This is a genomic window from Streptomyces sp. NRRL F-2580 (assembly GCF_000720115.1).
Classification (GTDB): Bacteria; Actinomycetota; Actinomycetes; order Streptomycetales; family Streptomycetaceae; genus Streptomyces.
In genome coordinates, this window is the sequence record NZ_JOIR01000003.1 from 275,138 (window position 1) to 296,938 (window position 21,801).

At 73.2% G+C, this 21,801-nt stretch carries 20 protein-coding genes and 1 riboswitch; of the genes, 5 read left to right on the forward strand and 15 right to left on the reverse strand.

What is annotated here, in order from left to right; all coding sequences use genetic code 11:
• The first annotated feature begins 125 nt into the window (after window positions 1-125).
• Both IF88_RS0104330 and IF88_RS0104335 read left to right on the forward strand, forming a co-directional pair.
• Window positions 126-905 (forward strand): alpha/beta hydrolase, encoded by a 780-nt coding sequence (locus IF88_RS0104330; protein ID WP_030707412.1) that lies wholly within the window; start codon window positions 126-128, stop codon window positions 903-905.
• A complete protein-coding gene (locus IF88_RS0104335) occupies window positions 898-1,482 on the forward strand; it encodes a hypothetical protein (RefSeq protein WP_030707414.1) in 585 nt (194 codons plus the stop codon). Before IF88_RS0104330 ends, IF88_RS0104335 begins: the two co-directional genes overlap by 8 nt.
• Window positions 1,483-1,689: 207 nt before the next feature.
• Here IF88_RS0104335 and IF88_RS0104340 read toward each other — a convergent pair whose 3' ends face one another.
• From IF88_RS0104340 to IF88_RS0104365, 6 genes are all read right to left on the reverse strand, one after another.
• Window positions 1,690-2,451, reverse strand: coding sequence for an endonuclease/exonuclease/phosphatase family protein (locus IF88_RS0104340; protein WP_030707419.1), 762 nt, complete (start codon window positions 2,449-2,451; stop codon window positions 1,690-1,692).
• Between the two features lie 112 nt (window positions 2,452-2,563).
• A complete protein-coding gene (locus tag IF88_RS0104345) occupies window positions 2,564-3,505 on the reverse strand; it encodes an ROK family glucokinase (protein ID WP_030707421.1) in 942 nt (313 codons plus the stop codon).
• A 61-nt stretch (window positions 3,506-3,566) separates the two neighbouring features.
• Window positions 3,567-4,022: a DUF5304 domain-containing protein gene (locus tag IF88_RS0104350; protein WP_030707423.1), complete on the reverse strand. Its 456-nt coding sequence runs from the start codon at window positions 4,020-4,022 to the stop codon at window positions 3,567-3,569.
• A 79-nt stretch (window positions 4,023-4,101) separates the two neighbouring features.
• Window positions 4,102-5,256 carry an ArsA family ATPase gene (locus IF88_RS0104355; RefSeq protein ID WP_030707425.1) on the reverse strand — a complete coding sequence of 385 codons (1,155 nt, stop codon included), beginning with the start codon at window positions 5,254-5,256 and terminating at the stop codon, window positions 4,102-4,104.
• Window positions 5,257-5,290: 34 nt separating this feature from the next.
• Entirely contained in the window at window positions 5,291-5,731 is a 441-nt protein-coding gene (locus IF88_RS0104360) for an SRPBCC family protein (RefSeq protein WP_030707427.1), read from the reverse strand.
• Between the two features lie 136 nt (window positions 5,732-5,867).
• Window positions 5,868-6,689, reverse strand: a complete 822-nt coding sequence (locus IF88_RS0104365) for a metallophosphoesterase family protein (RefSeq protein WP_078892709.1) — start codon at window positions 6,687-6,689, stop codon at window positions 5,868-5,870.
• Between the two features lie 255 nt (window positions 6,690-6,944).
• On the opposite strand from IF88_RS0104365, the gene IF88_RS0104370 reads away from it, so the two are divergent.
• Entirely contained in the window at window positions 6,945-8,744 is a 1,800-nt protein-coding gene (locus IF88_RS0104370) for an AMP-dependent synthetase/ligase (RefSeq protein ID WP_030707434.1), read from the forward strand.
• A 16-nt stretch (window positions 8,745-8,760) separates the two neighbouring features.
• On the opposite strand, the gene IF88_RS0104375 is transcribed toward IF88_RS0104370, so the two are convergent.
• The 7 genes from IF88_RS0104375 to IF88_RS0104405 all read right to left on the reverse strand — a co-directional run bounded on the left by IF88_RS0104375 (window position 8,761) and on the right by IF88_RS0104405 (window position 17,174).
• Window positions 8,761-10,377 carry a GMC oxidoreductase gene (locus tag IF88_RS0104375; protein WP_030707436.1) on the reverse strand — a complete coding sequence of 539 codons (1,617 nt, stop codon included), beginning with the start codon at window positions 10,375-10,377 and terminating at the stop codon, window positions 8,761-8,763.
• 220 nt (window positions 10,378-10,597) lie between these two features.
• On the reverse strand, window positions 10,598-11,740 hold the full coding sequence (locus IF88_RS0104380; RefSeq protein ID WP_030707438.1) for a glycosyltransferase family 4 protein: 1,143 nt from the start codon (window positions 11,738-11,740) through the stop codon (window positions 10,598-10,600).
• A 23-nt stretch (window positions 11,741-11,763) separates the two neighbouring features.
• On the reverse strand, window positions 11,764-12,891 hold the full coding sequence (locus IF88_RS0104385) for a hypothetical protein (protein ID WP_051836432.1): 1,128 nt from the start codon (window positions 12,889-12,891) through the stop codon (window positions 11,764-11,766).
• Between the two features lie 79 nt (window positions 12,892-12,970).
• Window positions 12,971-14,026, reverse strand: coding sequence for an NlpC/P60 family protein (locus IF88_RS0104390; protein WP_030707442.1), 1,056 nt, complete (start codon window positions 14,024-14,026; stop codon window positions 12,971-12,973).
• 221 nt (window positions 14,027-14,247) lie between these two features.
• The gene (locus tag IF88_RS0104395; RefSeq protein WP_030707444.1) at window positions 14,248-15,276 is read right to left on the reverse strand and encodes a C40 family peptidase; all 1,029 of its coding nucleotides are present in this window, start codon (window positions 15,274-15,276) and stop codon (window positions 14,248-14,250) included.
• A 253-nt stretch (window positions 15,277-15,529) separates the two neighbouring features.
• Window positions 15,530-16,894 (reverse strand): NYN domain-containing protein, encoded by a 1,365-nt coding sequence (locus tag IF88_RS0104400; RefSeq protein ID WP_030707446.1) that lies wholly within the window; start codon window positions 16,892-16,894, stop codon window positions 15,530-15,532.
• A 40-nt stretch (window positions 16,895-16,934) separates the two neighbouring features.
• On the reverse strand, window positions 16,935-17,174 hold the full coding sequence (locus IF88_RS0104405) for a hypothetical protein (protein ID WP_008738811.1): 240 nt from the start codon (window positions 17,172-17,174) through the stop codon (window positions 16,935-16,937).
• 146 nt (window positions 17,175-17,320) lie between these two features.
• Here IF88_RS0104405 and IF88_RS0104410 point away from each other — a divergent pair, with 146 nt between their 5' ends.
• Together IF88_RS0104410 and IF88_RS0104415 are read left to right on the forward strand one after the other, a co-directional pair.
• A complete protein-coding gene (locus tag IF88_RS0104410) occupies window positions 17,321-18,043 on the forward strand; it encodes a rhomboid family intramembrane serine protease (RefSeq protein WP_234323435.1) in 723 nt (240 codons plus the stop codon).
• Window positions 18,040-18,321 (forward strand): Lrp/AsnC family transcriptional regulator, encoded by a 282-nt coding sequence (locus IF88_RS0104415; RefSeq protein ID WP_008738815.1) that lies wholly within the window; start codon window positions 18,040-18,042, stop codon window positions 18,319-18,321. The genes IF88_RS0104410 and IF88_RS0104415 overlap by 4 nt, the downstream gene beginning before the upstream one ends.
• A 423-nt stretch (window positions 18,322-18,744) precedes the next feature.
• On the opposite strand, the gene IF88_RS0104420 is transcribed toward IF88_RS0104415, so the two are convergent.
• Both IF88_RS0104420 and trpD read right to left on the reverse strand, forming a co-directional pair.
• On the reverse strand, window positions 18,745-20,169 hold the full coding sequence (locus tag IF88_RS0104420; protein WP_030707451.1) for an aminotransferase class V-fold PLP-dependent enzyme: 1,425 nt from the start codon (window positions 20,167-20,169) through the stop codon (window positions 18,745-18,747).
• A gap of 230 nt (window positions 20,170-20,399) precedes the next feature.
• Window positions 20,400-20,516: riboswitch (SAM riboswitch) on the reverse strand.
• An 89-nt stretch (window positions 20,517-20,605) separates the two neighbouring features.
• Window positions 20,606-21,670, reverse strand: coding sequence for an anthranilate phosphoribosyltransferase (gene trpD / locus IF88_RS0104425; RefSeq protein ID WP_030707454.1), 1,065 nt, complete (start codon window positions 21,668-21,670; stop codon window positions 20,606-20,608).
• Window positions 21,671-21,801 lie beyond the last annotated feature (131 nt).

Here is a 21,801-nt window from a genome sequence, read left to right on the forward strand (position 1 = left end):
ACCATATCCCCTGGCTCCCGCGGCAGCGGCCCGACGACCCTGGCCGGTGCCACCCCGGTCGCGTACGGTGAAGTCACACAGAGCAACGCACCCACCCGGCGTACATCATGATCAAGGAGACCCTGGTGCCCGTCCTCCCTGGAGCCGAGCCGTTCCGCCACGAGGGCGGAGAGGTCGGCGTCCTCCTCTGCCACGGCTTCACCGGTTCCCCGCAGTCGCTGCGCCCGTGGGCCGAGTACCTCGCCGGGCAGGGGCTCACGGTGTCGCTGCCGCTGCTGCCCGGACACGGGACGCGCTGGCAGGACATGCAGCTCACGGGCTGGCAGGACTGGTACGCGGAGGTCGACCGCGCCCTGCGGGAACTGCTGGACCGGTGCGAGCAGGTCTTCGTCTTCGGGCTGTCGATGGGCGGCGCGCTGACCCTGCGGCTGGCCGCCAAGCACGGGGACGCCATCAGCGGCATCGTGCTCGTCAACCCGGCGAACAAGGTGCACGACCCGCTGGCCGTCGCCCTTCCCGTGGCCAAGCACTTCATCCGGTCGACGCCGGGCATCGCCAGCGACATCGCGAAGCCGGGCTCGGAGGAGGTCGGCTACGACCGGGTCCCGACCCGGGCCGCGCACTCGCTGCGGAAGTTCCTGCAGCTCGTGGACGCCGACCTGCCGCAGGTCACGCAGCCGCTGCTGCTGCTGCACAGCCCGCAGGACCACGTCGTACCGCCCGTCGACTCCGCGCGCATCCTGGCCCGGGTCTCCTCCACGGACGTCACCGAGACCCTCCTGGAACAGAGCTACCACGTCGCGACGTTGGACCATGACGCGGAGCGGATCTTCGCGGACAGCTATGCGTTCGTCGGCCGACTGGCGGAGAGCGTGGGCAGGGAGGGGGCGCAGGCCGGTGGCTGAGCACGAGGAGCAGTCGGGCGGAGTCCCGCCGCTGGACGAGGAAGCGGCATGGGCGGCGATCGTCGCCGGGTACGGGCAGGAGCCGCCGGACCCGCCGGGGGCCCGGCCGTTCAAGCCGATCGAGAACCTCCTCCTGCCGGAGGAGGACGTCAAGCCGCTGCCGGCCGACCCGGAGGCGGGACCGGAGCCGAAGCCCGAACCGAGGCCCGAGCCCGGGCCGCCGGCCGCGGGGCTGGGCAGCTCGGTGGTCTTCGCCCCGGGCGTGGGCATGGCGGGCCCCCGGGACCACTCGCCGGCGCAACCGCAGGAGGACGACCTGACTCCGGCGGACGAGGGCCACTTCGTCCCGCCGGAGCCGGAGCTGCCGCCGGCGGACACGACGTCGAAGTTCGCGTGGCTCGCGGTGGTCGGCGGGCCGGTGCTGCTGCTGCTCGCGGTGCTGCTGCAGTGGGAGATGACGTGGTGGCTGACGACGCTCGGCATCGGCGGCTTCCTGGGCGGGTTCGCGACGCTGGTCGCACGCATGCAGCACGGTGACGACGAGGATGACGACCCCGGCCGCGGAGCCGTGGTCTGAGCCCCTGGGCTCCGTCGGCGAGGCTGACATACCGGGGCTCCGCCCCGAACCCCGCCGGGCTCCGCCCGGGCCCGCTCCTCAGACGCCGGAGGGGCTGAAAGATCCAGCCCCGCCGGCGTTCGAGGCGCTGGGGGTCCCCCCGGACGAAGTCTGGGGGAGGGTGTGGGGGCAGCGCCCCCGCAACGGCGGCGCACCCGGACCGCAGAGCTACGGCGCGGCCGGCAGGTGGAGGGCCGCCAGGACCGGGAGGTGGTCCGTGGCCGACCGGAGGTCGGTGGACGAGACGCCCGGCAGTCCCACCGGGACACCGCACGCCAGCACCTCCACGCCCCCGCTCACGAAGACCGCGTCGATACGGCGGTCCGGCGCGGACGCCGGGAAGGTCCGTTCTCCGCCCCAGGGGGCCGCTGACCAGCAGTCCCGCAGCGTGCCCGCGAGGCGGCCGAAGGCGGGACCGCCCGGGCCCTCGTTCACGTCGCCCGCGGCGATCACGTGGGGGACGTCCATCGCCGCGGCCCGCTCCAGCAGCATCTCCGCCTGCGCGACCCGCTCCGCCCGGTCCAGGGACAGGTGCGCGCTGACCAGCCCCGCGCGGGCGGCGCCGACACGGACCACCGCGGTGGCGAAGCCCCTCCGGTGCAGGCCGGGAGTGCGCGGCAGCAGGACGTCCTCCGTCCGCTCCACGAAGACCCGCAGCGAGCACAGCAGCAGCGGCCCGGCCGCCGTCCCGCCCCCGCTCAGCACCACCAGGTCACATTTCGCGGCGAGTCGCGCCGCGTGTTTGCGCCACCGGAAGAACCGCGGCGCCTCCTGGACGAAGACGAGGTCGGGCTCGCACGCCCGGATGACCCGGGCCAGCGCCTCCTCGTCGTCGCGCAGCGAGCGGATGTTGTAGCTGAGTGCCCGGATCACGGCAGAACCGTCGGGCTCCGTACGGGACTTCGGCAGCGAGGGCAGCAACTGGTCCATGCACCGCAAGATACGCAGCCGCCCGCCGCTCCCCCAAGGGGCGCGGCGGGCGGGACGGGTGGAAGGCGGGTTGGCCCCGGCGGGTCGGCCCCGGTGGGTCGGCCCCGGCGCGTCAGCCCTGGCGGGCGAGGTCCGCTGCGCCGACGAGGCCGGCCTTGCCGCCGAGCTGTGCGGCGAGCACCTGCGCGTGCGGCCGCCAGGCGCCGCCGACCAGCCAGCGCTTGAAGGACTTGCGGATCGGGTCGAGGACGAGGTCGCCCTCGTCGGAGACCCCGCCGCCGACGATGAACGCCGACGGGTCGAAGAGCGAGGCCAGATCGGCGAGGCCGGCGCCGGCCCAGCGGGCCAGCTCGCGGAAGGCGTCGATGGCCACCAGGTCGCCCTGCCGGGCGGCCTCGCTGATGTGCTTGCCCTCGATGCCTTCGGGGGTGCCGTCGCCGAGCGCGAGGAGGACCGTCGCGTTCTCGGGGGTGGCGTTGGCGCGCTGCTTCGCGTACCGGACGAGGGCGCGCCCGGAGGCGTACTGCTCCCAGCAGCCCTGGCTGCCGCAGCCGCACAGCAGGCCGTCGGGGACGACCCGGATGTGCCCGAACTCGGCGGCGACGCCGAAGCGTCCGCGGCGCAGCTTGTTGCCGATGATGATGCCGCCGCCCAGGCCGGTGCCGAGCGTGATGCAGATGACGTCGTCGTGGCCCTGGCCGGCGCCGAAGCGGTACTCGCCCCAGGCCGCGCAGTTCGCGTCGTTCTCGACGACGACGGGCAGGCCGATGCGCTGCTCGACCTTGTCCTTGAGCGGCTCGTGGCGCCAGTTGATGTTCGGCGCGAACAGTACGGTCGCGCGCTTGTCGTCCACGTATCCGGCGGCGCCGATGCCGACGGCGTCGATGGTGTGGTTGCTGCTGACCTCGGAGACGGCGGCGCAGATGGCCTCCGTCACTCCGTCCGCGGTCGGCGGGGTGGGCACCTTGTACGTCTCAAGGATCGTGCCCTCTTCGTCGACCACGCCGGCCGCGATCTTCGTGCCGCCGATGTCGACGCCGATGGTGAGTCCCATTAGTCCCTCGGTTTCCGGTCAAACCCCGCCACGGCCAACGGTACCCGAGGGCGGCGGGCCCTCAGTCGAGATCGATCCGCTCGGCGGGGCCCGCGTCGGGGCCGTCGTCGCGGGGGTCGCGCTCCCGACGGGGCGCGGGAGGGGTGTCCTGGGTCCAGCGGCGCTCGTGGCCCTCGACGGCGGAGCGGTAGGCGGCGAGGAGCTCGGAGCCGGCGGCCGCGAGGTGGTCGAAGACCTCGGGGTTGCGTTCGATGACGGGCTTGGCGGCGGTTTTGGCCTGGTCGACGACCTGGCGCACCGCGCCCTGGGCGGCGGCGCCGAACAGCGGGTTGTTCAGCCCGGAGACCTTGTCGGCGACGGCTTCGAAGAGCTTGAACAGTTCCTCGGCGGCGGTTCCGGTGCCGGCCGAGCCGGCCCGGTCCTGTCCGCGCATGCGCTCCCTCTCGGCGGCGAGGTCCTCGGCACAGGCCTTGGCCCACGCGTCGTCGTCGGTGGGGCGGTCGGTGGCCTCGCTCATGGCGGACTCTCCTGCGGCGGCTGCTGGGCGTGCGGTACGGGCTACCTTCGACGGTACCTGAACGGGGGTACGCCGTTCACTACGCGCGGGGCCACAGCCCCGGGTCGGGGGTGAAGCGGATGCGGAGCTCGCCGGCGGCCAGGGCGGCGCCGGAGACGGTGCAGCGGCGCAGCGCCGCGGGAAGCGGAACGATCCTGCGGTACGGGCCGGCCGTGAGCAGCAGCTCGTCGCCGCGGCGTACGAGGTCGAGGTCGCTCTTGTGCGCGCCGGGCAGCGGTACCACCCACACGAGCACCCCGTCCGCGGCGAGCCGGTCCTCCACGGCCCAGGCCCCGCGGGGTGCGGGCGGCGCCGGGAGGAGCCCGTCCGCGGCGGCGAGCCGGTGCAGGTCCTGCGGGCCGCGCGGGTCCCGGCCGAGGTGGGCGAGCGTGACGACGGGGATCTCCCCGGCCCACTCGGCGGCGTACTTCTCCTGCTGGGCGGCGAGCCCGGCGAGCCAGGGGTCGGCGGAGTCCTGGGGCAGCGTCCGATTGGCGACGAGGTCGCGGACGGGCAGCTGGTGGAGGGCGAGCCCGAGCCGTCCGAGGCGCAGCGCGTCGGCGGCGGCCGGTCCCGGTTCGGCGACCAGGCGCAGTTCGGTGGTGTCGGCCTCGACGACGGCCTGGACGGCGGCGAGCTCCTCGTCCCAGCGGGCGGCGGCCTCGTAGAGCCACTGCGCGGGCATGGGCACGCCGGCGAGCTGGGCCAGTACGGGCCGCAGGGCGCGGGCGGCCTGCTTCTCGGCGGGGAGCAGGCGGGCGAGGTAGCGGCGCAGCTGGGCGGGCAGGGCCAGGGTGGAGAGGGTCTGGTGGAGCGGGGGCATGTCGACGACGACGAGGTCGGTGCCGGGCGCGTCGGCGGCCCGCCGCAGGGCGCGCAGCAGGGCGAACTGCTCGGCGCCGGGCAGCTCGGTGAGCTCCTCGGCCCCGAGCGGGCGGGCCCCGACCATGGCGAGGAGCGCGGATCCGCGCTCCTGCAGGGCGACGAGCTCCTCGCGGAACTCCTCGCCGGAGTCGACCCGGGCCACCCGCAGACCGGGGACGCGCTCCTCCCCGGTCAGGGCGGCGAGCGGGTCGCCGACGTCGCCGGACAGCAGCAGCACCCGCCGCCCGTGGCGGGCCGCGGCGAGGGCGGTGGCCGCGGCCACGGTGGTGCGCCCGGCCCCGCCGGGGCCGGTGATCAGCAAGGTGTGCATGTGCGGGTGCCTACTGCCGGGTTGCCACGAGTGCTCAGACGGATTCGACGCGCTTCTTCAGGCCCGCCAGCGCCCGGTCGATGATGACCTTCTCCGCCTTGCGCTTGATCATGCCGAGCATGGGGATCTTGACGTCCACGGTCAGCTGGTAGGTGACCTCGGTACGCTTGCCGCCGTCCACCGGGGCCAGCCGGTACGAGCCGTCCAGCTGGCGCAGCATCTGGGACTTGTCCAGGGTCCAGCTGACCTCGTCCGTACCCTTCCAGGTGTAGGCGAGGGTGTGGTCGTCCTTGATCGCGCCGGCGTCGAGCAGCAGGCGGACCTTCTCGGCGCGCCCCTCGGCGTCGGTGGCCAGCACCTCGGCCTCCTTCACCTCGCCGGTCCATTCGGGGTAGCGGGCGAAGTCGGCGATCACGGCCATCACGTCGCTGGGCGCAGCCTCGATCGTGATGCTTGAGCTGGTGTGTTCCGCCATCGCGGTGGCTCCTCCGTGGAGTGTTTCGAGGATGTGTGCGGCCTCCGGCCGCCGCGTGAAGGCTACCGCGCGTGCGGGCTCCGCCACTCCAGGGCCTCCCCCGGCCCGCTGGGGGCCGTCGGGAACCGGCCGCCGGTCACCATTCCAGCACCCACGGCCGGCCGGTCGCGGCGAAGTGGCCGACGTTCACGCACTCCGTGGCCCCGATCCGCATCCGCCGCGCCAGCGGCTGGTGCACGTGCCCGAAGAGGGCGTACCGGGGGCGGGTGCGGCGGATGGCGGCCAGCAGGGCCTCGCTGCCGCGTTCGAACCGGCGCGCGACCGTGTCGTAGCAGAGCTCGGGCACCTCCGGCGGGATGTGGGAGCACAGTACGTCCACCTCGCCGAGCGCCTCCACCTTGGCGGCGTACTCCTCGACGCTCACCTCGTACGGGGTCCGCATCGGCGAGGGCAGCCCGCCGCCGACGAACCCGAAGACGCGGCCGCCGATCTCCACGCGCTGGCCGTCGAGGACGGTCAGGCCGTCGCGGTCGGCGTATTCCGGCCACAGACCCGGGATGTCGACATTGCCGTAGGTGGCGTACGTCGGGTTGGGGAACGCGGCGAACATCTCGGCGTACTGGCGGCGCACCGCGCCCTCGATCAGCCGGTCCCGGTCCAACCCGGCCCAGAGCCGCCGCCCGAAGGCGTGGGCCTCCTCGAAGCGGCGCGCGGTGCGCAGCTCGACGATCCGGTCGGCGTTCTCGACGCCGAACAGGTCGGGGAAGATCCCGCGCGAGTGGTCGGCGTAGTCGAGGAAGAGGACGAGGTCGCCCAGGCAGATCAGGGCGTCGGCCCCTTCTCCCGCACGGGTGAGGGCCTCGGTGTTGCCGTGTACGTCGCTCACGACGTGGACCCGCGTGCGGCCCGGTCCGCCGGTTCGGCTCGATCCGCTCGCGCCGCTCTGCCCGCTCCGCATGCTCCCACCCATGCCGTCCACCCTAGGGGGGCCCGGCAGCGCCTGGTAGAGGGGGTGGGAGAGGCGGCCGGACCTGCGGTTACTTCCGAGTCCCTGAAGGGGTCGACTAGTGTCGGCACGTGAGGGCCAGGCAGTGCAAGGACAGAATGTGACGCACGGAACATCTGGCCGGTTCCCTCTATCGGGAACCCACTACCGGTGGGTAACGTCCGCTCGGTCCACATGGTGGCGATGGCGCCCAGAGGAGCAGCAGTCTTGCGCGAGTTCAGCCTTCCGGCCCTGTACGAGGTCCCGTCGGACGGGAACCTGACGGATCTCATCCGCCGCAACGCCGCTCAGCATCCCGACACCGCCGTCATGAGCCGCAAGGCCGCCGACGGCCGGTGGCAGGACGTGACCGCGACGGAGTTCCTGGCCGAGGTCCGCGCCGCGGCCAAGGGCCTCATCGCGGCCGGCATCCGGCCCGGCGACCGGGTCGCCCTCATCTCCCGCACCCGCTACGAGTGGGTGCTGTTCGACTTCGCGATCTGGAGCGCGGGCGGCGTCACCGTCCCCGTGTACGAGACCAGCTCCCCCGAGCAGGTCCAGTGGATCCTCGGCGACTCCGGCGCCGTGGCGGTCATCGTGGAGAGCCCGGCGCACAGCGCGACCGTGGCCTCGCTGCGCGACCGCCTCCCCGAACTGCGCGAGGTCTGGGAGATCGAGCAGGGCGCGCTGGACACGCTGAAGGCCGCCGGCGCGGGGATCACCGACGAAGAGGTCGAGGAGCGCAGCAGCCTCGCCAACGCCGACGACCCGGCCACCATCGTCTACACCTCGGGCACCACCGGCCGCCCCAAGGGCTGCGTGCTGACCCACCGCAACTTCTTCGCCGAGTGCGGCAACGTGGTGGAGCGCCTCCGCCCGCTCTTCCGCACCGGCGAGTGCTCCGTGCTGCTCTTCCTGCCGGCCGCGCACGTCTTCGGCCGCCTGGTGGAGGTGGCGGCCGTCCTGGCGCCGATCCGCCTGGGCTGCGTACCGGACATCAAGAACCTGACCGACGAGCTCCAGTCGTTCCGGCCCACCCTGATCCTCGGTGTGCCGCGCGTCTTCGAGAAGGTCTACAACTCGGCGCGGGCCAAGGCCCAGGCCGACGGCAAGGGCAAGATCTTCGACGCCGCCGCCGAGACGGCGATCGCCTACAGCCGGGCGCTGGACGCCCCGGGCGGCCCGTCCTTCGGACTGAAGCTCAAGCACAAGCTCTTCTCCAAGCTGGTCTACAGCAAGCTGCACGCGGTGCTCGGCGGGCGCGGCGAGTACGCGATCTCCGGCGGCGCCCCGCTGGGCGAGCGGCTCGGCCACTTCTTCCGCGGCATCGGCTTCACCGTGCTGGAGGGTTACGGCCTGACGGAGTCCTGCGCGGCCACGGCCTTCAACCCGTGGGACAAGACGAAGATCGGCACGGTCGGCCAGCCGCTGCCGGGCTCCGTGGTGCGCATCGCGGACGACGGCGAGGTGCTGCTGCACGGCGAGCACATCTTCAACGGCTACTGGCAGAACGAGACGGCGACCGCCGAGGCGCTGACCGACGGCTGGTTCCACACCGGCGACGTCGGCACCCTCGACGAGGACGGCTACCTCGCGATCACCGGGCGCAAGAAGGAACTCATCGTCACCGCGGGCGGCAAGAACGTCGCACCCGCCGTGATCGAGGACCGGATCCGGGCGCACGCGCTGGTCGCGGAGTGCATGGTGGTGGGCGACGCGAGGCCGTTCGTGGCCGCGCTGGTCACCATCGACGAGGAGTTCCTCGGCCGCTGGGCCGCGGAGAACGGCAAGCCGGCCGGGATCACGGCGGCGGAGCTGCGCGAGGACGCGGACCTCATCGCCGCCGTCCAGAAGGCCGTGGACGACGGCAACGCGGCGGTGTCCAAGGCGGAATCGGTGCGGAAATTCCGCATTCTGCCCTCCCAGTTCACGGAGGAGTCGGGCCACATCACGCCGTCGCTGAAGCTGAAGCGCAACGTGGTGGCGAAGGACTTCGCGGACGAGATCGACGCGCTGTACCGGGGCTAGCCCCGGTCGGCCACGGTCAGCGGGGGTCCTCGGCGAGGATCCTGGCCATGTTCCGCTCCGCGAGGGCGGTGATGGTCACGAAGGGGTTCACGCCGAGCGACCCGGGGATCAGGGAGCCGTCCACGACGTACAGCCCCTGGTACCCCTTCGCCCGTCCGTACGCGTCGGTGGCGTCGCCGAGCACGCAGCCGCCGAGCGGGTGGTAGGTGAAGTTGTCGGCGAAGGCCTTGTTGCCGCCGAAGAGGTCGTACCTGTACATCGTGAAGTTCCGCCGGTTGACGCGGTCGAAGAGGTTCTTCGCGGCGTTGACCGAGGGCGTGTTCTGGTCCCTGCGCCAGTTGAGGCGGGCCGAGTCGGTGGCGGCGTCGTAGGTGAAGTGCCCGCGCTCCGGGTTCTTCGTGATGGCCAGGTACATCGAGACCCAGTGCTCCAGCCCCATGGGGAGCGGGGCGATCTCCGCGAAGACCGGGTTGGCGGCGTTGTCCCAGTCGTCGATGCCCATGGCGGGCATGGTGGCCTGGTTGGCGCCGACCGTGTCCCAGAGGTGGTTGGCCCGGGCGGTCATGATGTTGCCGTTGGGGCCCCAGCCGCGCCCGACCCCGGCGTCGAGCGCGGGCAGCGTGCCGGTCTCGCGGGCCCGCAGCAGGATCTCGGTGGTGCCGAGACTGCCCGCTCCGAGGAAGAGCTGCCGGCAGCCGAGTTCGCGGACCTGGGTGACCCGTCCGGTCACGTCGCTGGTCCGCACGGTCAGCACGTACCCCCCGGCGGGGTCCTGCCGTACGCCGACCACGCGCTGCATGGTCTCGATGGTGACGTTGCCGGTGCCGAGGGCGGCGGCGAGGTAGGTCTTGTCGACGCTCTTCTTCCCGTGGTTGTTGCCGTAGATGACCTCGCCGGCCAGCGCCGACCTGGGGACGGTGCCGGCCGCCTCGCGCTTCATGTACTCGAAGTCGTAGACGTTGGGCACGAAGACGGTCTTCAGGCCGGTGTTCTGGGCGTGCTTGCGGGAGATCCGGGCGAAGCGGTACCACTCCGTGGACTCGAACCAGGCCGGGTCGATGTCGTTGACGCCGAGCATGGCGCGGGCCCGGGGGTAGTAGGTGCCGTACATCTCGTCGGCATCGACCTGGGGCAGCACCTCGGAGAAGTACGAGCGGCGGGGGGTCGGCGCCATGCCGCCGTTGACCAGCGACCCGCCGCCGACGCCGCGGCCCACGTACACGGACATGTCGCCGAAGTTCACCCGGTCCAGCACGCCCGGGTACGGGGTGATGTCGCGGTTGACCACGTCGAGCCAGAGGAACTGGGCGAGCGGGGCCTCGGTGCGGGTGCGGAACCACATAGAGCGGTGGTCGGGCGCGGAGGTGGAGGGGAAGACCTTGCCGTCGGGCCCGGGCCCGTCCCAGAGCCGGCCCATTTCGAGGACGACGGTCCGCACGCCCGCCTGCCCCAGCCGCAGCGCGGCGACGGCGGAGCCGTAACCGGAGCCGACGACGATGGCGGGGGCGTACTGGGCTGCGCCCGGCTCGGCCGCGGATGCGGAGGCCAGGCCGATTCGTGTGAACCCGAGGGCGGAGGCAGTCTGGAGGGCGGCCAGTCCGAGGACATGACGGCGCGTCAGATTGGGTGTCATGGCCGCATCATGGGCGGAATCCGGCCGTCCGCCCAGACGCGGTATTGACAGACATCTGAGGAACAGTCAGACGTGGCTGCGCAGTCCGTCGGCTGCGGCGCCGCTTCTCGGGGCTCCGCCCCGAACCCCGCTCCTCAAACGCCGGAGGGGCTGGATGGTTCAGCCTCGCCGGCGTTTGAGGCGCGGGGTCTGGGGTGGAGCCCCAGCGGCGGCCGCGCGGCTACAGCAGCGCACGCAGGCGGTCCGCCAACAGGTCCCAGCGCCACTTCTCCTCGACCCACGCGCGGCCGGCGGCGCCCATGCGCTCCCGCAGCTCCGGATCCTTCAGCAGGGTGACGATCCGGTCCGCCGCGTCGTCGGGGGCGCCGCCCCGGACGACCCAGCCCGTCTCGCCGTCCAGCACCGCGTCCGGCGCCCCGCCGGAGTCGCCCGCGATCACCGGCAGACCCGTGGCCGAGGCCTCCAGGTAGACGATGCCGAGCCCCTCCACGTCCAGCCCGCCCCGCCGGGTCCGGCACGGCATCGCGAAGACGTCGCCCGCGCCGTAGTGGGCGGGCAGTTCGGACCACGGGACCGCCCCCGTGAAGACCACCGAGTCCGCGACCCCGGTCGAGACCGCGAGCGCCCGCAGGTCCGCCTCGTACGGCCCGCCGCCCACGATCAGCAGCACCGCGTCCGGCACCGCCGCCAGGATCCGCGGCATCGCCTCGATCAGCGTGTCCTGCCCCTTGCGGGGAACGAGGCGCGAGACGCAGACGACCACCGGGCGGTCGGTCAGCCCGAGCCGCGCCCGGACCTCCGCCCCGCCCGATTCCGGGTGGAAGGTCTTCTCGTCCACCCCCGGCGGGAGTTGCACCATCCGGGCCGCCGCCCGCTCCGTCACCGCCGAGGCGATCCGCGAGCGCGTGTACTCCCCCAGGTAGGTCAGCGTGTCCGTGCCCTCGCCGATCCGCCGCAGCAGCTGCCGCGCCGCCGGCAGCTGGGCCCAGCCCGCCTCGTGCCCGTGCGTGGTCGCCACGATCCGCCGGGCGCCCGCGCGCCGCAGCGCCGGGCCCATCAGACCGAGCGGGGCCGCCGCCCCGAACCACACGGACTCGCAGCCGTGTTCGCGCAGCAGGCCCACCGCCCGCCGCGTCACGCGCGGGGTCGGCAGCAGCATCGTCGTACGGTCGCGGACCACCTGGAACGGCTGCTCCGCGTCGAAGGCGGCGGTGGCCTCGCGGCCCTCCGCGCTGTGCTTCCACGTGGAGGCGTAGACGACGATCCGGTCGGGATCCAGCCTCAGCGCCATGTTGTGCAGGAAGGCCTGGATGCCGCCGGGTCGCGGCGGGAAGTCGTTGGTCACGATCAGCGTCTTGTGCATCGCTGCCAACGTACCGGACGCCCTCAGCGGAACTCCTTCCGCAGGGCCTCCTGCCACTCCTTCGTCAGCCCGGCCGGGTCCGTCCCGAGCGCCTCCCGCAGCGCCGTCGGCCACGGCTCGCGCCCCGCCTTCTCGTACAGGCCCATGAGCGCCGCCTCGCCCCACCGGTCCGCGATCAGCCGGCAGGCCAGCCACGCCCCCTCGTACGCCCGGGCCAGCGCCTCCGGGTCGCCGCTGAAGGCGAAGTCCTCCGTCCGGGGCAGCCCGGCCGGCACCTCGCCGCGCCGTACCGCCCGGGCCAGCGCCGGGGCGCCCTGCTGCGGGGTGGTGGGGGTGCCGCGGTACGCCGCCCAGTCCGCGAAGCCCTCGGAGAGCCACAGCGGGGTCGTGGCGGAGGTCGCCGCCCGGGTGGCCACGTGGGTGACCTCGTGGGTCAGGATGACCCGCCGGCCCATCTCGCCCAGCTCCGCGTACCCCTCCGGGTTGACCACCACCCGGTCCGCGGGGGCCGGCCCGGCGCCCACCCGGCCGGTGGTGACGGCGCCCAGGCCCCGGTACGCGTCGGCCGGCCGGCCGAGCAGCTGCGCCATCCGCTCAAGGGACCCGGGGACCAGCACCACCACGCGCCCGGCCCAGGGCCGGGGCCAGGCGGCGCTCGCCGCGGGGACCGCCCGGTCGGCCTCGGCGGCGATCGCGGCCAGCGCCTCGGGGGACTGTCCGGCGCCGCCCAGGACCAGGGAGTGCGTACCGCGGACCACCGACACCGGGCCCTGGTCCCACAGCTGCGGCAGCGCGCCCGGAGCGGGCCGGTCGGCGCGCACCCGCCAGGGACCGCCGCCCGCCGCGCGTTCGAGTTCCAGCTCGCGTTCCGAACCGCCCGGGGCCGTGTCGTAGCCGCTCAGCCGGTAGCGCAGCTCGGCCCGTACGAGGGCCCGTACGCCGTCCCGGCGCACCGAGGCGACCTCGTACGCCCAGCCGTCGAGCGGGATCCCGGAGAGCCGCTCGGGCGGCACCCGCGACCAGTCAGCCACGGCCTCGCGGACGTCGCGCTCGGTCGTGTCGGCCGGCCGCGCCGCGCAGCCGGCGAGCAGCACGCACAGCAGCGGCGACAGCAGCGGCAGGACACGGACGAGGCGGCGGACCGGGAGCATCCGCCGATCGTACGCACGGTCGGGGCGACGGGCCCCCGGCCGGGGCCGGGGTCAGGGGGCGGGGCTCGCCGGGCAGCCGTCAGGGGCGGGTCACCGAGGACACGGGCATCATCCCGACGGGGTCGTAGCGCACCCGGGCCCCCGGGTACGGGGCGTGCACCACCTGGCCGTTGCCGACGTACATGCCGACGTGGCTGGCGTCCGAGCGGTACGTCACCAGGTCGCCCGGGCGGGCCTGCGACAGGGGCACCTGCCGGCCGGCGTGCCGCTGGGCCTGCGAGGTGCGCGGCAGCGAGACGCCCGCATGCCGGTACGACCAGACCATCAGCCCGGAGCAGTCGAAGCCGGAGGGGCCGGTGGAGCCCCACACGTAGGGGCGGCCGACCGCGGACCGGGCCGCCATCACGGCGGCCGCGGCGCGCCCGGACGACGGGCCGAAAGAGGGCAGGTCGGGCAGTACGTCGCCGCGGCCGGCGGAACGCGAGGAGCGCTCGAAGTCGGCCCGCTCCTCGGACGGCATGGCGTTGAGCAGCCGCCGGGCGGCCGCGAGCTTCGCGGTGACGGAGCGCTTGTGCCGGGCCACGTCGGAGCGCAGGGCGTCGAGTTCGGCGAGCTTGCGGGAGGCCTCGCGGCGCTCCTGGCCGAGCCGGCGCTGCTCCTCGCGGAGTTCGTCGAGCTGCCGGGCCTGACGGCTGGTCAGCCGGTCCAGGGCGGCGGCCTGCTCCAGGTAGGCGTCGGGGTCCTCGGCCAGCATCAGGCCGACGGCGGGGTCGATGCCGCCGCTGCGGTACTGGGCCCCGGCGAAGGTGCCGAGGACGCCCCGCATGGTGTTGATGCGCTCCTGGCCGCGGGCCACCGCGTCCTGGGCCCGGTTGACCTCGGCGCGCAGCCGGTCGGCCTTCTCGCCCGCCTCGTTGAACCGCTCGGTGGCCTGCTCGGCTTCTTCGAAGAGCCGGTCGACCTGGGCGCTGACCCCGGACCTCGCCGCGCCGCCGGGCTCGTACGGGAGGCCGGGGGCGGCGCCGGCGGGTGCGCCCGTCATGGCGACCGCGGCCGTGGCCGCGGCGGCGGTGAGGACGGTGACCTTCGTGTTCCGGTCGAGGCTGCCGAGCCCGCTCCGGCGATGGGACGCCACGTGAAACCGCTCCCTTCCGCTGTGTGTGGCCCGGGTCCGCCCCCCGTGGACGGCCGTGTGCCGGGTTCCGCGCTGGCCGACAGTAGCGGGACGGTCACATGCCGGCCAACGACCGTCGGAGGGCACACACAGCGACGCCCCGCCGGAGACGCAGGTCACCGGCGGGGCGTGTGGTCGGAAAGGGGCCGCGGAATTCGCCCGGATGGGCGGTGTGCCGCGCGTCAGCCGATGCGGACGCCGAACTGGAACGGCATGTTGTCCATGGACTCGTACTTGATGCCGCCGCGCGGGTTCGAGGCGTGCAGCGTCATGTTGTTGCCGGCGTACAGGCCGACGTGGTGCAGGTCCCCGTAGAAGAAGACCAGGTCACCGGGCTGGAGCTGGCTGCGGCTGATGCGGGTGCCGTCGTTGGCCTGGGTGTAGGTGACGCGGCTGATGTTGACGCCGGCCTGCTTGTACGCCCACTGGGTCAGCCCGGAGCAGTCGAAGACGCTGGGGCCGGTGCCGCCGGACTGGTACGTGAAGCCCAGCTTGGTCTTCGCGGCCTCGAGCGCGGCTCCGGCGCGGCCGGAGGCCTTCACGTTGCCGAGGTCGACGCGCTGGCCGTCGGCGCGGCTGGCGCGCGACTCGTCGTCCTTGATGGCCGCGCGCTCCTGCGCGGTCAGGGTGTTGAGCAGGGCCTGGGCCGCGGCGAGCTTGTCGGTGGAGGCCTTCTTCTTCTCGGCCAGCTCCTTGCGGGTGGCGTCGAGGTCGGCGAGCTTGCCGGAGGCCTCCTGGCGCTGCTGCGCGAGGCTGCGCTGCTTGGCCTGGATCTTCTGGACCGCCTCGACCTGCTTGCCGCTCAGGTGCTCCAGGGAGGAGGCCTTGTCGAGGTAGCTGTCGGGGTCCTCGGAGAGGAGGAGGGCGAGCGAGGGGTCGATGCCGCCGTTGCGGTACTGGGCGCTGGCCATCGAACCGAGGGTGCTGCGCAGCTCGTTGAGGTCGCCCTGGCCGCGCGCGACCTGGTCCTGGAGCTGGGCTATCTCCTTCTCCAGCGTCTCCTGGCGCTCCTTGGCCCCGTTGAACTTCTCGGTGGCCTGCTCCGCCTCTTCGTAGAGGGCGTCGACCTGGGTCTTGACCTCGTCCTTGGTCGGCTTCGCCGGGGCGGCGGAGGCGCTCTGGGAGGTGAGGGCGACCACGGCGGCCGCGGTGGCGCCGAGCACGGTCACACGAGTGCGGTTCGGCTGCTTGGGTCGACGGTGGGACGCCACGGAGGCGAGCTCCTTCTTCCTAGAGCCACCGAAGAACGCAACTCGGCAGCACCTTCGCCGCCACCCCGAATGAGTGATCTACCGCACGAAGGTTTGAACGCACACTAGTGACCTTGCTGTGATCAGTTCAAATCCCGTCGGGAAAAAATGCGCTCCCCGACCAGGTTCTTTACCTACAGCGCACGCTCCGTGCCGGGCACTTGACGGTACGTTCGCTACAGCGCCGGTCAATTCCGGCATTGGAGGAGGGGAGTTACGAAACGCGCGAAAGCCGCTTCAGGAGCAAAGCGGACGTCACCGGCCGCGCGCCCGCCTTGGCCACCCCGTCGGCGACCTCCCGGTCGGTGGAGACCACGACCACCGGCCGGCCGGGCGGTTCGGCGCGCACCAGCTGACGGATCAGCTCGTCCGCCGTGACCCCCGCCTTGGAGAACAGCACCCGCACCCCGCGCGGCGGGGCGAGCAGCACCGGGGCGGCCAGTTCGGCGCCGTCGAAGACACAGGTCATCTCCGCGCCCGTCTGCGCGGCCAGCATCGACAGCCCGCCCAGCAGCCGCAGCCGCTGCTTCTCCAGCGGCATCGTCGGATAGCCGGTCTTGGTCACGTTGTAGCCGTCGACCACCAGGTGGGCCTGAGGCAGCGCCAACAGCTGGTCCAGCAGCGCCGGATCGGTCTCCGACAGGGCGCGCGCCGCGATGTCCTTCGGCGTCATCCGGCCCGGCTCCACCGCGTCCACGGTGTCCGCCGGGCGCGTGTTCACGGGCGGCAGCGCCAGCTCGCGGCGCAGCCCCTGGGCCGCGTCCAGCACGGTGTCCAGGAGCAGCCGCAACCGCATGTCCTCGATGCTGCGCCCCTCGCGAGTGGCCCGGCGCGAGGTCTCCAGCGCCGCCTCCACCTCCGCGAGGCGGGACTTGAGCCGCCGGTTCTCGCTCTCGGCGGCGGCCACCCGGGTGGCCGCGTCGCCGCGGATCCCGTCGACCTCGGCGGTCAGCTTGCGCAGGGCCGCCTCACCGCGCTTGACGTCGCTGAGCGCGCTGCGCAGCTTGCGCTGAAGCGATTCCGCTTCCTTGCGGGCCGCGTCCAGCTCCACGCGCACGTGCTCACCGCCCGCGCGCTGCAGTTCCCGGGCGTGCGCCAGCTCCTCGCGCAGCCGCTCCAGCTCGCGCCGGGTCTCCTCGCCGACCCGCTCGGCGTCGGCGCGCTGCGCCTCCTCGCCCGCGGCGGCCACCAGCTTGACCCAGCCGGCCGGCCTCAGGACGAACGCGGCGGCCGCGACGTCCAGCGGATCCGCGGCGGCGGGCGGCGCACCCGACTCCAGGGCCGAGGCCAGCTCCGCCTGCGCCTCGCGCAGCTTCTCGGCGACCCGGCTGCGGAACACGGCGTCGGTCTCGACCGCCGTGGCCATGGCGTTGCCCGCGAACTTGGCGCGCCGGGTCGGGGTGAAACGGGCGTACTGGCGCAGCTGCGCCGGCAGGTCCGCGACCGTCAGCGCGCCGAAGGCGTCCGAGACGAGCGCGACGACCCGCCGCCGCACGCCTTCCGGCAGCGGGCGGTCGAGCGCCTCGGCGGCGTCGCCGGCCGCGTCGGCCGGCTCAGCGCCGCTTGCTGGCTCCACAATCCGTCACCCCTACCGTGATCTACCTGTGGGCACGCCTCCGTCAGGAGTCCGCGCCCGGCCTGTCCACGAGCTCGATCTGGTCCACCGCGTTGCACCAGCGGCAGCGGACCGACTCGATGGTCTCATTGACCACCTCGCGCTCCTCGACCTTGGGTTCCCCGGCGAGGTCCAGGTGGACGTACTCGACGACCTTCGACGAACGGGTGACGTCGAAGCGCGTGAGGTTGCCGCACAGGGTGCAGCGCCACCGGGTGGTGTCGGTCGGCAGGGGAACCGTCATCAGGCCGCTCTCTCCTTCGTAGCTGATTCAATTAAAGCCGTCCGCGCCGCCGTCTGCGCGTGTCTTCACCGGCCGGCGGACCGCAGCTCGTAACCCTACGGCCTGCCACCGCCTCAGGTGGGTCCCGTTGCGTCATGCTCTGTCACATGATCGTAAGGTGGCGGGCCCTACGCGAGGCCGCCCGGGGACCGGTGGTCACCCATGCGCTGATCGCGGGCTGCGGTGTGGTGTTCGTCCTCGGCCCCGCCTCGGGGCTCAACCCGGTCTACGGGACGGGCGACGAGCTGCTGGCCGCCGGGACCGCGTACTTCCGGCGCTGGGGCGTGGTCCCGGACGAGCTCTTCGCGGGCACCCCGCGCGCCTGGCTGACCCCGCTGACGGCGCTGTTCGTCCACGGCAGCTGGCTGCACCTGCTCGGGAACATGCTCTTCCTCTACGTCTTCGGGGCGATGACGGAGGAGCGGATGGGCCGCCCCGCGTTCCTCGTCTTCTACATCTGTACGGGGTACGTGGCGCTGGCGGCGTACGCGGCGGCCAACGCCGGGTCCGCGCAGACCCTGGTGGGGGCGTCCGGAGCCATCTCGGCGGTGCTGGGCGCCTTCCTCTACCTACTCCCGCGGGCGCGGGTGACGAGCCTGTTCCCCTTCCTGTTCTTCCTGCCGCTGCGGTTCCCGGCGTGGATCGTGCTGCTGTTCTGGTTCGCCCTCCAAGGGGTGGCGGCGCAGCGGGCGGACAGCGGCCCCGGGGTCGCCTACCTGGCCCATCTGGTGGGCTTCTCGGTCGGCTTCCTCTACGCCTGGGCCCGTTATCGGGGTGCGACTAGAGTGAGGCGACCAGCGACGGCCACCGAGGGAGACAGCCAGCCGTGATCACCGCGATCGTGCTCATCAAGACCAGCGTGGACCGCATCCCCGAGATCGCCGAGTCGATCGCCGCGCTGGACAGCGTCAGCGAGGTCTACTCCGTCACGGGGACGTACGACCTGATCGCGCTGGTCCGCGTGGCCCGCCACGAGAACCTGGCGGACATCATCCCGGGCCGCATCAGCAAGATCCCGGGCGTCGAGGCGACGGACACCCACGTGGCGTTCCGCACCTACTCGCAGCACGACCTGGAGGCGGCGTTCGCGATCGGCCTGGACGCGTAGCGCTGTGCCGTGCGGGTATCGGGCTGCCCCGTAGCCCGGCTCCGGTCCGCCTCAAACGCCGGCGACTTGAGCAGTCGGGCCGTCCGCGGGGTCCCTCCGGGACGTCTCCTCGTCGTCGCGCCTGCGGGCCCGTCACGGCCACTGAGGGCGTTTGCGTGCTCCTCCTGCGGGGACGCCCCTGCGTGCCCCCGCTCCCCCCTCGAAGCCCGGCCGTGGGGTGGGGACACGGCGGAGTGTCCCCGCAGGAGGAGCGTGCGACCACCCTCACCCTGTCGCAGCGGTGCCCGCAGGCGCGACGACGAGGAGACATTCCGGCGGGGCACCGCCCCACACCACCCAGCCCCGCCGGCGTTTGAGGCGCCCACCCGGGCAGGGGTCCGGCCCCGCCACTCACCGCTGAGCGTCCTGCAAGGACACCGCGGGTCAGACCGCCGGCACGCAGCGACCTTCCTCCGTGCGGTACTGCCACTTCGCGCCGTCCGCGACGAGCTCCTGCACCGCGCGGACGAAGCGCTCGACGTGCTCGTCGGGGGTGCCCGCGCCGAAGCTGACGCGGATCGCGTTCAGGGACCGCTCCCCCGGGGCGGCCTCCGGGGCTCCGCATTCGCCCTGCGCCTGCGGCTCGCTGCCGAGCAGGGTGCGGACCAGCGGGTGGGCGCAGAACAGGCCGTCGCGGACGCCGATCCCGTACTCCGCGGACAGCGCGGCGGCGAAGTGGGAGCTGTTCCAGCCGTCCACCACGAAGGAGATGACGCCGACGCGCGGGGCGTCGTCGCCGAAGAGCGACAGGACGCGGACCGCCGGGACCTCGGCCAGGCCTTCGCGGACCTTGGCGATCAGGTGGCGCTCGCGGGCGACGAGGCTGTCGAAGCCCGCCTCGGTCAGGGCCTTGCAGGCGGAGGCGATGGAGTAGACGCCGATGACGTTCGGGGAGCCGGCCTCGTGGCGGGCGGCCGTGGTGTGCCACTCGACGTCCACGCCGCCGTCCTCGCGCCGGGCCACCTTGCGGGAGGCGCCGCCGCCCGCCAGGTACGGCTCGGCCTGCTGGAGCCAGTCCGCGCGCCCGGCGAGCACTCCCGAGCCGAAGGGCGCGTAGAGCTTGTGTCCGGAGAAGGCGACCCAGTCCACGTCCAGGTCCTGGACCGAGACGGGGTGGTGCGGGGCCAGCTGGGCGGCGTCCAGGACGATCCGCGCGCCGTGGGCGTGCGCGGCGGCGGCGAGTTCCTTCACCGGCCACAGTTCACCGGTGACGTTGGACGCGCCGGTGACGCAGACCAGGGCCGGGCCCTTGGGGTCTCCCCAGCTCGAAGAGCTAGGGGATGGCTCCCGCTCGGCGAGGGCCCGCTCCAGGGTCGCGACGGCCTCGCCCGGGGTGCGGGGGGCGTTGAGGTAGGTGACCTGCGCGTTCGTCCAGGGCAGCAGCGAGGCGTGGTGCTCGGTCTCGAAGACGAAGACCTGGCAGTCGGCCGGGAGCACGGCGGCGAGCAGGTTCAGCGAGTCGGTGGTGGACCGGGTGAAGACCACCTGGTCGCAGGGGCGGCAGTCGAGGAACTCGGCGACCGTGACCCGGCTCTGCTCGAAGAGGTCGGTGGAGAGCTGCGAGAGGTACCCGGCGCCGCGGTGCACGCTGCCGTAGTACGGGGCGTAGGCGGCCACGTCGTCCCAGACCCGCTGGAGCGCCGGGGCGCTGGCGGCGTAGTCCAGGGCCGCGTAGGTGACCTCGCCGCCGGTGACGAGCGGGACGGTGACGTCCCGGCCGAGCACCGGCAGCGGCTCGGCACAGGCGGGGCCCTCGGCGGAGTCGGCGGTGGCGACGGAGGTGGCGGCGGCGTTCAGGAATGCGGACATGGCGGTATCTCCCGGCAGGCAGGGTGAATGGCTTCGGAGTGCCCGTACGCGGGTACGGCCGTGCGGCCGTCTGGGGTACGGGAGAGCCCTCGGGCCGGACCGGAACGGTCGGCGGGGGTACACGGAAGTGACCCTGATCCGAGGGGTGAAGTAGGGGCGGAGTCGCCCTATCGCATTCGCTTGCTCACGGAAAACGCTCCTCGAGAAGACCAGGACCCCTGGTGTCGAGGGATCCGCGCTTGCCGTAGGCCTTGCTGCCTACGACCTGGTCATCACCCGGGGCACCCCGCCACGGAAGGAGGGTTGCCGGACAGCAAGCCGGGGCCTAAACGCTGTCACTCGTGACCTGGTCAGCATCCTGCCACAAGATCCGTCGCGCGCAAGACCCCGGTCCGCATGGTGGACCGGGGCCTTGTCTCGATTCGGCCGGTGGTGGTCAGGCGTTGCTCGCCGTCACCCAGCGCTCCAGCGCCGCGCGCGCCGCGCCCGAGTCGATGGACTCCGCCGCGCGCACCAGACCGGCGGCGAGCTGCTCCTCCAGCGTCCCCGTACCGGGGTGGAGGGCGACCAGGGCCGCCGCCGAGTTCAGCAGTACGGCTTCGCGGACCGGGCCGGTCTCGCCGGCCAGCAGGCGGCGGGCCACGTCCGCGTTGTACGAGGGGTCGCCGCCGGCCAGGGCCGAGACCTCGACCAGGTCGATGCCGACGTCGCGCGGGTCGAAGGACTGCTCCGAGACCTTGCCGTCGCGGACCCACCAGATGCGCGAGGTGGCCGTCGTGGTCAGTTCGTCCAGGCCGTCGTCACCGCGGAAGACCAGCGCGGACGAGCCCCGCTCGGCGAGGACGCCCGCGATGATCGGGGCCATCCGGGGGTCGGCCACGCCGGTCGCCTGGGAGCGCACCCGGGCCGGGTTGGTCAGCGGGCCCAGCGCGTTGAAGAAGGTCCGGATGCCCAGTTCCTTGCGGGCCGCGGCCACATGGCGCAGTGCCGGGTGGAACTTCACCGCGAAGCAGAAGGTGATCCCGGCCTCCTCGGCGACCTCCACGACCCGCTCCCGGCTCAGGTTGAGGTTCACCCCGAGCTTTTCCAGGACGTCCGAGGAGCCGCTCGCGGAGGAGGCGGCCCGGTTCCCGTGCTTGACGACCTTGGCACCGGTTCCGGCCACCACGACCGCCGACATCGTCGAGATGTTCACCGTCTTGGCCCCGTCGCCGCCCGTGCCGACGATGTCCACCGTCCGGCCCGGCACCTCGATCAGGTTGGCGTGCTCGTACATCGCCCGTACGAGGCCGTTGATCTCCGCGACCGTCTCCCCCTTCGCCCGCAGCGCGACGGTGAAGCCGGCGATCTGGGCGTCGGTGGCCTCCCCCCGCATGATCCGGTCCATGGCCCAGGCGGTGTCGTCGGCGCGCAGGTCCTGGCCGGTCAGCAGAGCGTCGAGGACGCCCGGCCAGCCACGGGCCGCCACGCTGTCGCCGCCTGCCGGGGTCACAACGTTCATGGTCCGCTCCTGCTGCTTGTCAAGGTTTCCACGTCGAATGGGAAGGGCTCCAGCCTATCCAGCCCGGGAGACGGCAAAGAGCCCCGTCCGGACACTGGACGGGGCTCTCGCCGTGGCGACACCGGAACTGA

What these genes read in the sequence shown, in the direction of transcription:
- IF88_RS0104340 (WP_030707419.1), bottom strand. Translation starts at nt 2,451, where the DNA reads ATGGACCAGTTGCTGCCCTCGCTGCCGAAGTCCCGTACGGAGCCCGAC.
- IF88_RS0104345 (WP_030707421.1), bottom strand. Translation starts at nt 3,505, where the DNA reads ATGGGACTCACCATCGGCGTCGACATCGGCGGCACGAAGATCGCGGCC.
- IF88_RS0104350 (WP_030707423.1), bottom strand. Translation starts at nt 4,022, where the DNA reads ATGAGCGAGGCCACCGACCGCCCCACCGACGACGACGCGTGGGCCAAG.
- IF88_RS0104355 (WP_030707425.1), bottom strand. Translation starts at nt 5,256, where the DNA reads ATGCACACCTTGCTGATCACCGGCCCCGGCGGGGCCGGGCGCACCACC.
- IF88_RS0104360 (WP_030707427.1), bottom strand. Translation starts at nt 5,731, where the DNA reads ATGGCGGAACACACCAGCTCAAGCATCACGATCGAGGCTGCGCCCAGC.
- IF88_RS0104365 (WP_078892709.1), bottom strand. Translation starts at nt 6,689, where the DNA reads ATGCGGAGCGGGCAGAGCGGCGCGAGCGGATCGAGCCGAACCGGCGGA.
- IF88_RS0104375 (WP_030707436.1), bottom strand. Translation starts at nt 10,377, where the DNA reads ATGACACCCAATCTGACGCGCCGTCATGTCCTCGGACTGGCCGCCCTC.
- IF88_RS0104380 (WP_030707438.1), bottom strand. Translation starts at nt 11,740, where the DNA reads ATGCACAAGACGCTGATCGTGACCAACGACTTCCCGCCGCGACCCGGC.
- IF88_RS0104385 (WP_051836432.1), bottom strand. Translation starts at nt 12,891, where the DNA reads ATGCTCCCGGTCCGCCGCCTCGTCCGTGTCCTGCCGCTGCTGTCGCCG.
- IF88_RS0104405 (WP_008738811.1), bottom strand. Translation starts at nt 17,174, where the DNA reads ATGACGGTTCCCCTGCCGACCGACACCACCCGGTGGCGCTGCACCCTG.
- IF88_RS0104410 (WP_234323435.1), top strand. Translation starts at nt 17,321, where the DNA reads ATGATCGTAAGGTGGCGGGCCCTACGCGAGGCCGCCCGGGGACCGGTG.
- IF88_RS0104420 (WP_030707451.1), bottom strand. Translation starts at nt 20,169, where the DNA reads ATGTCCGCATTCCTGAACGCCGCCGCCACCTCCGTCGCCACCGCCGAC.
- trpD (WP_030707454.1), bottom strand. Translation starts at nt 21,670, where the DNA reads ATGAACGTTGTGACCCCGGCAGGCGGCGACAGCGTGGCGGCCCGTGGC.